This is a genomic window from Collinsella sp. wc0583 (genome assembly GCF_046116915.1).
Lineage (GTDB): Bacteria > Actinomycetota > Coriobacteriia > Coriobacteriales > Coriobacteriaceae > Collinsella.
The window spans coordinates 223862-236192 of sequence record NZ_JBJXBN010000002.1 but is presented as its reverse complement, the minus strand read 5'-3'; the positions used below and the strand labels follow the sequence as shown (position 1 = coordinate 236192).

The 12331-nt window shown below is 59.2% G+C and carries 11 protein-coding genes; 5 read left to right on the top strand and 6 right to left on the bottom strand.

The features are described from left to right. Window positions 1-8: 8 nt before the first annotated feature. The gene (locus tag ACKUUJ_RS02690) at window positions 9-734 is read left to right on the top strand and encodes a hypothetical protein (RefSeq protein WP_409064573.1); all 726 of its coding nucleotides are present in this window, start codon (window positions 9-11) and stop codon (window positions 732-734) included. 74 nt (window positions 735-808) lie between these two features. On the opposite strand, the gene ACKUUJ_RS02685 is transcribed toward ACKUUJ_RS02690, so the two are convergent. From ACKUUJ_RS02685 to ACKUUJ_RS02660, 6 genes are all read right to left on the bottom strand, one after another. Beyond that, a complete protein-coding gene (locus ACKUUJ_RS02685; protein WP_373205084.1) occupies window positions 809-1477 on the bottom strand; it encodes a hypothetical protein in 669 nt (222 codons plus the stop codon). Continuing rightward, on the bottom strand, window positions 1474-2085 hold the full coding sequence (locus ACKUUJ_RS02680) for an ATP-binding cassette domain-containing protein (RefSeq protein WP_270226310.1): 612 nt from the start codon (window positions 2083-2085) through the stop codon (window positions 1474-1476). Before ACKUUJ_RS02680 ends, ACKUUJ_RS02685 begins: the two co-directional genes overlap by 4 nt. A gap of 29 nt (window positions 2086-2114) precedes the next feature. After that, complete coding sequence (locus ACKUUJ_RS02675; protein WP_147356338.1) at window positions 2115-2912, bottom strand: hypothetical protein; 798 nt, start codon at window positions 2910-2912, stop codon at window positions 2115-2117. 38 nt (window positions 2913-2950) lie between these two features. Further along, window positions 2951-3832 (bottom strand): hypothetical protein, encoded by an 882-nt coding sequence (locus tag ACKUUJ_RS02670; protein WP_118098139.1) that lies wholly within the window; start codon window positions 3830-3832, stop codon window positions 2951-2953. Between the two features lie 54 nt (window positions 3833-3886). Next, the gene (locus tag ACKUUJ_RS02665) at window positions 3887-4399 is read right to left on the bottom strand and encodes a hypothetical protein (protein WP_148315808.1); all 513 of its coding nucleotides are present in this window, start codon (window positions 4397-4399) and stop codon (window positions 3887-3889) included. 109 nt (window positions 4400-4508) lie between these two features. After that, on the bottom strand, window positions 4509-6650 hold the full coding sequence (locus tag ACKUUJ_RS02660; RefSeq protein WP_409064572.1) for a LuxR C-terminal-related transcriptional regulator: 2142 nt from the start codon (window positions 6648-6650) through the stop codon (window positions 4509-4511). A 441-nt stretch (window positions 6651-7091) separates the two neighbouring features. Here ACKUUJ_RS02660 and ACKUUJ_RS02655 point away from each other — a divergent pair, with 441 nt between their 5' ends. Genes ACKUUJ_RS02655 through ACKUUJ_RS02640 form a run of 4 tightly spaced genes read left to right on the top strand, consistent with a single transcriptional unit; the run spans window position 7092 to window position 12318 of the window. Then, complete coding sequence (locus ACKUUJ_RS02655; protein ID WP_409064571.1) at window positions 7092-8945, top strand: serine/threonine-protein kinase; 1854 nt, start codon at window positions 7092-7094, stop codon at window positions 8943-8945. Continuing rightward, complete coding sequence (locus ACKUUJ_RS02650) at window positions 8942-9952, top strand: FhaA domain-containing protein (RefSeq protein ID WP_409064570.1); 1011 nt, start codon at window positions 8942-8944, stop codon at window positions 9950-9952. The genes ACKUUJ_RS02655 and ACKUUJ_RS02650 overlap by 4 nt, the downstream gene beginning before the upstream one ends. A gap of 6 nt (window positions 9953-9958) precedes the next feature. Next, window positions 9959-10375 carry an FHA domain-containing protein gene (locus tag ACKUUJ_RS02645; RefSeq protein WP_055250779.1) on the top strand — a complete coding sequence of 139 codons (417 nt, stop codon included), beginning with the start codon at window positions 9959-9961 and terminating at the stop codon, window positions 10373-10375. Continuing rightward, a complete protein-coding gene (locus ACKUUJ_RS02640; RefSeq protein ID WP_409064569.1) occupies window positions 10372-12318 on the top strand; it encodes a Stp1/IreP family PP2C-type Ser/Thr phosphatase in 1947 nt (648 codons plus the stop codon). The genes ACKUUJ_RS02645 and ACKUUJ_RS02640 overlap by 4 nt, the downstream gene beginning before the upstream one ends. Window positions 12319-12331: the final 13 nt, after the last annotated feature.

The window sequence follows — 12331 nt, the reverse complement described above, 5'->3', positions numbered from 1 at the left end:
CAAAGAGCATGGCAGACGCAGAGAGCAACCTCGTTCCCTCCGAAGCAGCCGACCAGGTCGAGGTCGCGCTCGAGAAGCAGGCCGCAGCCGACGACGGCATCCTGTACCTCAACGAGTACCAGTACGAAAACGACCTGGTCACCGACTTCGCCCGCCTGGTCGCCTCACCCAGGCGTCGCGGCTCGCTGTATGTCGCCGCGGCAATTGCCGCGCTGCTCGGCATTGGCATGCTGGTGGCCGGCGGCAACTGGATCAAGTTTGGCGTCGTCCTGATCGTATTCGGCGCCTTTTTGGCCTGGTGGAGCAAAAACCTGCACCACACCCTCGCCCGCGACTTTATCGATGCCGTCGAGGCCGACGAGTCCATGGGTGGCCGCTATCGCCGCGTCGCCGCCAACGAGGACGGCCTGATGGTTTGGGGCAAGAGCGGCAAGTCGCAGTTCTTCCCGTTTGAAAAGCTCGACCACGTGCTCGACGGCGAGCACATCTTTGTAGCCATGTTCGCCGACCAGGGCGTGACGATTCCTAAGGACACCTTTGTCCGCGGCGATGCCGAGCGGTTTGGTCCCTTCCTTAAGGCGCGCATCAACAAAAAGCTCCGCATCGAGACCAAGAAGAAGAAAATGAAGGCCGAGAAGGCCGCAGCCGAAGCTAAGCAGGGCGACAAGGCCGACAAGCCCCAGGACAACAAGGGCAAGCGGCGCAAGCAGAAGAAGAGCAAGAAGAAGCGCTAGGGCCGAGCGCCACTGCGAAGGGAATCTCATCCCGCTTCAGCGTAGGATGAGGCTCCCCCAACAGGGCCTTCGAGCTATTTAACTTCAAACCTGAAGAGCCTTCGCTCCGGCAGATCGGTCATCTTCATCGTATAGGTCCCGGGAAACGCTTTCTCAAAACGGACGGTCTCGTAACCTTCGAAATAGTCGTTGGTGTTTTGCATCATGAATGGGACGAGTAACTCGTTCTCCGCCCCAACCTGTACAGCAAACGCAGCAGAACCGCCCAGCACCGGCATTGCCTGCGTTATCAGATCGGTATTGACCACAAAGTCATAGTTTGGCGCAGACTCCGGCACCAAATGCCAAACATACGCTTTAATTCCGCCTTCGACATTGTCCTTATTCCTGACACGCATCTTTACGGCGATAACACACGTGATGTCGGCGTCCTTCAATTTCGTTTTCGTATCTACGATGCCATATTTTGAATAATCATCATGCGCACGCTTGAGATACTCGCGCGGCGTGAGCAGCTCTGCCCCGTCTATGCAAAACGAATACCCGTCAGTCGCCACATCCTTCGACCCCAGAAACGCCCCATCCATCGAGAGCCATTCGCCCTCCGCGTAATATTTTTCAGGAATGACTGTCCGGTTCCCGTTAACGACGCTCACCCTCATGCCCGCAAGGCCGGTAACAGCACAGCCAAAAAGCGCGAGCATCGACCTTCTCGTCAACAGGGCCTTCTTCATCGCGCTCACGACCTTTCCCGAACTTTCACAACGGCACCGTCGCGCATGCAGTAAACACGATCGGCTAGCTCCTCGAGCACCTCTCCGTCATGGCTAGACAGAAGAACCTCGCGACCCGTTGATGCCGCCATCGCCACAACGCGCTTGAGCATTTCCACGCCCGCTTCGTCGAGGGCATTCGTTGGCTCATCGAGAACAAGCAGCTTCGGCTTTTCCATAATTGCCGCAGCTATTCCCAGACGCTGCTTCATCCCAAGCGAGTATGCTCGAAACTTCTTTTTTTCGTCTGCATCGAGCCCCACGAGCCGCAGGGCAGAGCGAATGTCCTCGGGGGTGGCAACGCCATTGATTTGAGCTATGAGCTCCAGATTGTCGTAACCAGACAGATATCCTAAAAAGGAAGGCGCCTCTATCAACATCCCCAGACTCGGCGGAAACGAGATATCCGCCCCAAGTCTTTGGCCATCGATAATAATCTCGCCCTCGGTGGGTCTAATCAATCCGCAGACCGCTCGCATGAGCATGGTCTTACCCGAACCGTTTATCCCCTGAAGCCCGACCACAGTCCCAGGGTCAACCTCGATAGACACGTTGCGCAGGACATCGTTTTTGCCCATGCGCTTCGATACGTCCCTAACGATCACACTCATATCTTGTCCCTCTTTTCGATAAGGTCGGCCCTTCGAAACCACAGTCCACCCAACGATAGGCATAACGACATAATCACAATTGAAAACAAGCCACTCGAGCCCGTCGCAATTCCTTCTTTGACGATTCCACCCCAGCGCAACAGCATCAAGGCATTTCCCAGTAGCGCCCAATGCCGCGCATATGCCGAACAGATCAGGTAGCTCATTACAACCGCAAATGAAACTGACGGCCCAAGCACAAACCCAACCGTTGCCTGCACAAACGCAAGCGCCTCAAAAGCAAGAAAGAGACCTGCGAAAAACGGCAGTGCACCTGCTTCGCTCGCCTTGAGAAACCACGGCGCCAAATTAGCCAGCTGAAGCGACTCGCCATGGATGACCGCGCTGAACGAGGCACTCACCATCAAGCTCCAAATCACAACAGAGCAAACCACCACGAGCAGCGAAAATGCTGTTATCGCCGCCACTGAGATAAAACGCGAGACCCACCAAAGGGTTCTCGCCCGGCATCGGACAAGCGTTTGCAAACCAAACCCGTGCAACGATTCGGCGGGATAATCGAGTGTTGTATAGAGAATAAGCAGAATGAGAAATAGCCATCCTAGCGGAGGCACAAACATGACCCCGGGCCTAGGCTCAAACGGAGCAGATCCGGCAAACACGAGCGCAAGATTGTCCGCAAACCCCAAGGCATCCGTCCTGACCCCATACACAGAAGACAAACCGTAGGCGTACACCAGGTTCGCAACGGTCACTGCCGCAATCGCAATAAAGGTAATGATGTTCTTCTTCAAAACGGTCCTCAGGTCCGCGGCGACCAGCCTAAACAGCATCAGACCATCTCCCGCCTTTTCCACGCCCCAGAAAAAGCCAACGAAGCAAGGGTCAATAATATGATTTCCGCAAAACCGGCTCGAATGTCTGGCCAGTTATTCAGCGATTCCGACCTGATGCTGTTGAAGATATTGCAGTTAAACCCCACACAAGCCATTACGCCGAAGATCCAGCCATTTGCAAAATGCCACGCAACCATTAGCAGATACGGGACAATTATCGCTTTGATTCTGCTACGAAACAAAATTGAGAAGCCAGTTACAGCCATGGATAAAGTCCCGAGCGTGACCGCATCGAACAGCGTGTATGCAAGCACATATAACAAAGGATGTGAATAAAATAGACCGGAGAAATAGCTATGTAGGTAAAGCCCTACGTAGGTCGACTCATCGACCCGAGGAAGATACGCAGGAAAAAGCATCGAGACAATCAGGAAATTGACGAGCAGAGGAATGGCAGTCACTGTAAACGCGGAGAGGAAAGCAGACAGCACCTTTACGTTCACGTATGCCTTTCTGGAAACGCGCGTGCATATCTGCATGTCATAACCACTCAAACGCTCAAAGAGGCACGACCAAGATCCGGCCAACATTGCAAGCAGGGGCAGTGCATAGAAAAACACCGACGCAGACAGTGGCGCGTTCGCGCTCACAACAATCCAGTTACCGAAGCTGCTTTCACGTGTTTGACCGAGATAGTTTTTGGCTTGCATGCCAACGCCGTAACCAAAAGAAAGAAGGTTGTGACGTTCTTTTTCCAAATTTGCCCACGGCTCCAGCGCAGCAGCTATTGCAACTGCGACTGCAATCAAGAGAGCAAAGATAAAAGCTGGGCGTCTTATCGTTTTCGACAGCTCATATCTTACGAGCCTTTGGTTCATACGTCCTCCTCCCCCTTCCGACCCAGAAAGCCGGAAGGGAGCCAATTCAAACAACTATGCGGGAAGCTTGCGGAAATGCCCGACGCAGTCGGGGCTCCATACACCAATAACAGTGCCGTAGCCAGACTCCGCCCATGCAGTCAGTCGCGCCGCAGATCGCCCGTTCTCACGGACGAGGTTATACATTTCCCACTGTCCCTTGTGATTCGAACGATACGTTCCCTGAGTACAATTCATGCTGCCGCTACCGCTTGTGTTATACGCACCGTCTGTATATAACCGAAGCGGATTTCCCGTATAACCTTGGATATCCAGATAGAGCGATGAGGAATCATCCTTTTGACGGTAACCAGTTGCACTCGTCCCGGCACATTGAAAACTAAATGCCCTATCGGCATTGTTCGTACAGGTCGTAATTCCCGTATCGGCGTTTTGAGTAATGCTAGAAACCTGAGAGGTGTCAAACTCCTCTTGCGCGAACGATGCAGCGGGAACCCCTAGGGACAGACCCGCAGCAATCGCCAACCCGACTCCGATTCGAGTAATAGCGCTCCTTGGCTTAATCATGGCCTTCTCCAATCAAAAGCGGCTAACAATGCGTCGACGCACAGCAACCTTTGCATGAATGGAGAAAGATGTCTGTAAACACTCGCTATTGAGTTGATAATCCAGGCGTTTACACGTTATCTACCTGCGATAACAATGAAATAAGCTCTGCTTTGTTCTTGATCTTCAACTGGCGATAGGACGCGGATCGCAGCGCTTGCACCGTAGATGCAGCGTAACCGACATCCTGCGCAATGGTCTTTGTCGTTGTGCCCTCTGCCGTCATCAACAATATTCGGGCCTGAACATCGGACAGGGCGCGCGACGTAAGCAGAGCCAGCCGGCGCACGTGAGCTGCTTCGGTGGACCCGTTCGCACGGTACTTCAAGACGGCCTTCTCGTCCTCAACCGAGCGTACGAGCACGATGTGCGTAACGAGCATGGGCACAGACCAGCAAACAATCACCGTTGCCACGACGACATTGACGGCCGAACTTTGCCCCAGCAACGACGCAAGGAACAGAGGCTCGAAAACCGTCAGATCCTGCACCATGTTGAGCAAGACAACCCAGACAGGAGCCGCCGCCCCAAAGCAAAGCATCCATATCCCAAGCATTTTGCGCTGCGGACAGCTACGCAGCACTATGTATGTGAGCAACATCCCCGTCAGCACCGCGAACCCATGGATTCGCCCCCTAGTGGCCGCATGGATTAAAGTAGCCGCACCTATTGACACCAACGGCACGATAGCCCGGACACGGGCATGCACCTTAAACGGACGCAGCCCAACAGCGAGCGAGACCGTAGATGCCACGCCGCACAGCAGGACCGGCGCAGCCATCAACGGATCGCATATACACCTCCATGCCGCGATATAGACAAAAGACCATTCCACGGCAGACAGCACCGCCCATACGCACGGGCTTCCGAGCCCAATCGCCCCATCCGTTCTAGTCAGCGCAACTTCACGATTCAGTTTTTCACCCGCGTAGTGCAGCGACAGAAGCAGTCCGAGACCCAATGCATAGCTTGCGAGAGAAAAGGCGACTGCCCGCGAAACACCGGATCCCCAATCGCTATCCGCCATTACCAAGGGGCCCGCCGCAAGGAGGATAAAAAATGTTGTGAGCAGGTATCGAAACAGCCGGCGCGTCCGAACTGATGTCAACATATCACCAGCATGCCGCTGCAGCAGACCAGGCCCTGTAGCATCACCCTCACCCGCAAACAATGCCACGAGCTCGCGTGAGCCCGCAACCGATGCCTTCCCGTATGCTCGGTGAAGCGTTGTTCGCACCGTCGATGGCTTCGTACCCGTCTCCCTGGCAATTTCCGCCGGCGTTTTCCCTTTGAGCAGCAGTCGAACAAACTGCTCTTCTCGAGGCGACAGGGCAGGGGAAAACACCCCCGCATCGAATGGGTCGGACGTGCGAGGGGTATCCGAATTGTTGTCCCGTTTCTCCCTTAGCAATGTGCATACGAAGGCGGCAACAGCAATAGCGGACCCCATCGACAGTGATGCAATGACTGCGGCATCGCTTGCAAAGTATGCCACCTCGACAGCCAGAACAAGGCCAATGGGAACTGCTACAAGCACAGAACGGGCAAACACGTCGCCCTGCCCCCGACCAAAGGCGCGGGGACAGCAAAGCAGCGGGACCGCAGCCAATACGAGATAGACCAGCGGAATTAAAAGCACGAGGCCAATTGATGCGGCCGTTACAGAGGGCATCCCCCATGGCTCGGGAACGACTCTCCATGAAATTCGACAGCAAAACAGCAGGCAAGACAGGACAACTATTGTTTCTGCAAAAAGCGTGCTCTGCGATCGGCGGGTCCCCCTTTCGCCGTCCCGCGCCGCCCCCCGTATCAAAGGAGAGCCCGCCGTATCCCAAATTACATATGAGAGGAGCAACGACCCAGTGAAGCACAAGGCACACGAAACACGATGCAACAACCAGATTGGTGCAAACACGATTGGAATAGAATCTCCGCGAGCATAGAAGGCCAAGTCGACCCATTCGGGAACCACCGCAATAGCAGCAAGGAAAACACCGAAGACGCCAAGGCGACCCGGCCGTCTTATTTCTCTCCCCTTGCGGAGCGCAACACCATGACCAAACGCCGCGAGGCATGCGCCAAGGATAACGAGCCAGGTCATTGCACCTGATGCCAAGCCGATTGAAGATGAAAACCGGTGATAAGGGGTAACCGCCATTACGACGAGCGCAATGGCGAAAGCAGATGTGGCAGAACAGCGGGAAAAGAGCATATGACCTCCATAACGTGTCATTATATCGCTCGGGCTGCTCGTTTATCTCCACGCCCACACCAGCCAGCATCAACGATTCAGGCGAACTCCAATCCGAGCCAGATCACGGTTCAGCTTTTGTCCGCAGTCCCCGCATCAAAGCGGGATGCGGTTTCCTTTTGAGCGTCGATCTGGAAACTGTATCCCGTTCTGAGTCAATATTCTGGGACGCAGTTTCCGCAGCACACCCCATTCGGAAAGCGTGTCCCAGTATTTGGCCGCAAACTGGGGCGCGCTTTCCGGATGGGTCGAGACGAAGGCCAAGCCAGACAGGCAGCCTCGCATCCCGCCATCCTCGCCATCCGCCTGAGCGTGCTACACTAGCAGCATCTATGCCACCGCGAACGGCTCGGCCCCGCGCCCGCCGCTCGCAAACGAACTTTAAACGCACGAGGGTTGGCCATGCCGCTTTTCTCGCAACATACCGCCCGGTTCTCGCCGGACGTTCCCTTGGAGGGCACTAGCTCTCGCGAGCTGCTCAAGCGGTACCAGCCGCTCGAGACGCTTGCGACCGGCGGTTTTGGCTCCATCGAGATTTGCCGCGACACGCATCTGCGCCGTCGCGTGGCCATTAAGCGCATCCCCCTTATCAACGGCGCCGGCATGCCCGCCAGCGACATCATGGACGTGCTGCGCGAGGCGCATACCGCCGCCATGCTTCAACATCCCAATATCGTGCAGGTTATCGACTTTACGCACGACACCGCCTATGCCTACCTGGTTATGGAGTATGTCGACGGTATGTCGTTGGCCGAGTTTTTGCATCGCGTGGACGGCCACTCGCTCACCTTTGACGAGGCCGCGGCCATTGCCGACGCGCTGGGTCAGGCACTCACCTTTGCCCATGCAAACGGCGTGCTTCATCTGGACATAAAGCCCGCCAATGTGCTTATCGACCATTCGGGCAATGTAAAGCTCACCGACTTTGGCATGGCGCGGCTGTCGTCCGCCGGCGGCTTTGGCGGATCGCGCGGCGGCACCATCGGCTACATGCCGCCCGAGCAGCTCGATATCGAGACCGGCACGGTCGACGAACGTGCCGATGTCTTTGCCCTTGCCTGCGTGATCTACGAGGGCCTGTGCGGCAGTGCCCCCTTTATGGCGGCCACGCCTGCCGACTCGCTCGACCGCATCATCGGCGGCGCCACCTATCCCAGCGAACTGATCCCTCACTTTCCCCCGGGGGCCGAGGCGGCGCTCATGAGCGCTCTCTCCCCCATGCCGCAAGACCGCCCCGATAGCATTGAGGCATTCTGCGACCGACTCCTTGCCGGCTTAGGAAGCGTGCGCGAAGGCCGTCGCAGCTTGGAGCAGATGGTGGGCGAACTTTCAGATGACGAGTGCGCGGCAGACGATATGGAGTCGCTACCCTACGAAGATGACACCGTCGAGATCGACCCCGCGCTTGGTTGGGCGGGCTCGCGCTGGAGCCACGCGCGCAACTACACCATGCGCGGCATCTCAGCGCTCTCATGCGGAGCCTTTAGCTTTTTGCTTATGCAGACAGCCGGCGTCGCGGCGCTTCCCGGGCTGGTCGTGGCGGCCATCGCGATCGGTGCGGCAGCCGGCCTGGCCCCGCAGATCGGCTCGGCCATCTCGACCGTGGGCTTTTTGGTGCTCATGGCCAACGCCACCATGCAGGCGCAGGGCATCCTGTCGATGCTGCCCGTCGCGGTGCTCTTTGCCGCCACCATGTCCGGTTGGTGGATCGCCTGGGGCCGCACCGAGGCAGCTGCGAGCACGACGCTCACCTGCGCGCTTGCGCTGGGCTGCCTCACCGGCGACGCCCTCCTTGCCGCCGGAGCCGCCGCGAGCATCGCGGCGTTTTGGCTCGGCCCGGCAAGCGCCGCGGCAGCCACGGGCATGGGCGCACTCTTTGCCCGCCTTGCTGCAGCGGCTCTCTCTGCGGGAGGCGTACTGGGGCTTAGCAATGTCGCCGCAGCGCTGGGAGACGCGCTCCTTCTCGCTGCAATCGTGCTGGTTGCAGCAACAGCCGCGGCAACATCGCTGCTGCTCAATGCTCATGCCAAGCGCGCCGAGCAGGGATCGAACCTTGCCGCCATCGTCGCAATTGCCGTTGCCGGCATCGGCTCGGCCGTATCGTTTTGTCTTGCACACCATATGGAAATTGCCAGCCTTGCGGGCCCGGTCGTCGCCAAGGCGGCGGTTACGGGAATCCTATCCTCTATAATCGTCGGGATATGCCTTTATTTGCTCGGATACCAAAGAACCTATACGGAGAGTGATCTTTCGTGAACTTCCTGAACATCTTCGAGGACCACGTGGCCGGCATCTTCGGTGCCACCCGTGCCCCGTTCTCCTTTAAGAAGCTTGCCAAGCAGGCCGCTCGCGACATGGAGGATCAGACTCTGGTGATCAACGGCGTCAACACCGCGCCGGCGCTCTATACCATCCTGATTGCCGCCGACGACGATCCCATGCTCGCCCCGTTCTATCCCGAGCTTTCGCGCGAGGTCCGCGAGTTTGTGAAAGCGCAGGCCGAAAAGCGCCGCTACGTCTTTGTCGGCGAGCCCCTCGTTCGCTTTATGATCGACCCGCAGCTGCGCGGCGGCAAGTTCTCGGTCTTTGCCGAGAACGTCGATGCCCCCACGCTCGGTCGCCTGTACGAGGAAGAGCGCGCCTACCAAAACGGCCTGGGCCAGAACAACTCGGCCGCGAGCCGTGCCGCCAGCGCCCCGCGCGCCGGCCAGCAGCAGTTTGCCGCTCCGCAGCAACACCCCGCTGCTATGCCGCAGCAGCAGCCGGCACCTCGTGCTGCCACTCCCGACCCGCTTGCCGTGGCCGACCCCTTTGCGCCCAATATGCCCGACCCTGCCGCCGCACCCATTCCCGTGCCCCAAACCGTCTCGCGCGACGCGCTTGCCGGCATGGGCGGAGCCGCCGCGACCGGCGCCGCCGCTGGCCTTGGCGCCGCAACCGGCATCGCCTCCAACATGGCAAGCTCTCGCGCCCCGCAGCGTCCGCTCGCCCAGCTCGTCGACGTCGTGAGCGGCGAGAGCCACGCCATCACCTCCGCACAGGTGACCATCGGTCGCGAGCGCTCGGTTTCCGACATCGCCCTGCGCGACCCCAACGTGTCGCGCCGTCATGCCCAGCTCACCTTTACCGGCTCGGACTGGTCGATCGAGGACCTCAACTCCACCAATGGCACGCTCGTCAACAACCGCCGCATCACGCGCTGCCCGCTGCGCAACGGCGACCTGCTGACGTTTGGCCTGAGCACGTTCGAATTTAGGGGATAGTCGCTTATGAACATCGATATCGTCCTGTTTGCAGGCCGCATCGTCCTGGTCGTCCTGCTCTATATCTTCCTGTTTGCCGTCATGAAGACCGGCGTGGGGCTCGTCCGCGGTCAACGCCGCGACTCGGCCATCTGGACGATCGATGTGGACAAGGGCCCGCGCGGCATCCGCGGCATCCACGTGGATATGCTCGGCCCCGTCATCGTCGGCCGTTCGCCGTCGTCGGACATCTGCATTAACGAACCGTTTGTCTCGGCCTCGCATGCGCGTTTTTCGCTGCAGGGCCCGGCACTTATTATCGAGGACCTCAACTCGCTTAACGGCACGCTCGTCAACGGCCGCCAGCTGGTGGAGCCCGCAACGCTGCGCGAGGGCGACGAAGTCCAGATTGGCGACGTGGTCATGAAGGTGAACCGTCGATGATCGACGAGGAGAACAAGTCCGCAACCATGCCAGAGACGTCGGCCGCCCCCGCGGCCGCGCCGGCTCATGCCGCCCCGACGGGCCCTGCGCCCGTGGAGCCCGAGGACACTGTGTTCTCCCTGCCTCTTTCGCATGTAACGCAAGAATATCCGACGCTGACCGACGACGAGGATGCCGAGGACAACGCTGACGGCGGCACCGCCCCCATCGGCGTGCACGCCGCTGCCGAGCAGCCCGCGGTCCCGCAAGACATGCCCGCGCCGGCTCACTTTGCCGAACCCGTCGCCACGGCGATTACCGAGAGCTCCGCGGTATTTGCGGCTCCCGAGCCCGCGGCACCGGTGTTTCCCGTAGCGCCGGCACCCGCCGCAGCGCCCGAGTCCGCATCTGCACCGGAACCCGCGGCGGCGCCCTCCCCCGCGGACGCATCGGCGCCCGAAGCCATGCAGTCTGTAACCGAAGACGTACCCGCAGCAACGACGGAGGATGTCTCCCAATCCCACGGCACGCCCGCGCCCGCGCACTTCGCGACGCCCGAGTCTGCAGCCGTCGCCCCGCAAGACGACGAGCCTGTCGACCGTACAACCGAAGAGCCCGCCACGCCCAACGTCAACGACCCGAGCAACGATGCCGACACCGTCTCGCCCGGCGATACGGCCGAGATTGACGTTGCCGCCGTGGAGGCCAAGCTTAAGGACCCCGGCTCGACCATGAGTTTTGAGCCGCTGACCGACGAGCGCGTCGAGACCGACTCGACCTACGACGCCGGCACGACCACGCAGCTCATGTGGGGCGCCCGCTCCGATGTTGGCTGTGTGCGCCCTCATAACGAAGACTCCTATCTGGTGCAATCGCCGCTCTTTTGCGTATGCGACGGCATGGGCGGCCACGCCGCCGGTGAGGTAGCCTCCTCCATCGCCGTCGAGACCATTGCCAAGACAGCGCCGCAGGCAGCCGACGCCGCACGACTGGCAGCCGCCGTCGAAGCTGCAAACGCCGCGGTCATCGAGGCTGCGCTCAACGGGCTTGGCAAGCCCGGCATGGGCTGCACGGCAACCTGCGCCTATATCGAAAACGACATGCTCGCCATCGCCCACGTGGGCGACTCGCGCGCCTATCTGCTCCACGAGGGCACGCTCATCCGCGTGACCCGCGACCACTCCTATGTGGAGGAGCTCGTGGACGCCGGCGAAATTACGGCAGACGAGGCTCGCGTCCACCCCAACCGCTCAGTCATCACCCGCGCGCTGGGCTCGGATCCCGCCATGTATGCCGACCACTTTACCCTGCATATCGAGGAAGGCGACCGCCTGATCCTGTGCTCGGACGGTCTTTCGAGCATGATTCCCGATAGCGATATCGAAAACATCGCCACACAGTCCTCGACCGCGCAGATTTGCGTCGACAACCTTGTTGACGCGGCACTGGTCGCCGGCGGGCATGACAACGTCACCGTGCTTGTCGTTGACCTGGTCGACGATGGCGTCATGCGCGAGGCAAAGCGCGTCCGCCGCCGCAACATCACCATTGCCACCGTACTGGGCATCGCTTTTGTGCTGGCGGCAGCCATCTGGGCCTACGCAGGCATCACCGGCTCGTACTACCTGGGCACCTACAAGGACACCGTCGCGGTCTACCGGGGCATTCCCGGCAAGCCGCTCGGCCTTAAGCTGCACTGGCTCGACAGCACGACCACCATCAAACTGTCCGACCTGCCCGAAGACACACAAAATCGCCTTAAGGCAGGTATTCAGCAGACGAGCATCGACGACGCACAGGACACCATCTCCAAGTACCGCCATCAGATCGACGAGGAGCAGACCCGTCAGGTGATCGACGCGCAAACGATCCGCAATAACACCGACCAGGGTTCGACCTCCGAATCGGATTCCGAGAATACCGCCGAACAGTCCGCCGAGGCCGAAGCCTCCGATAAGAATTAGAAAGGGAGTGCCG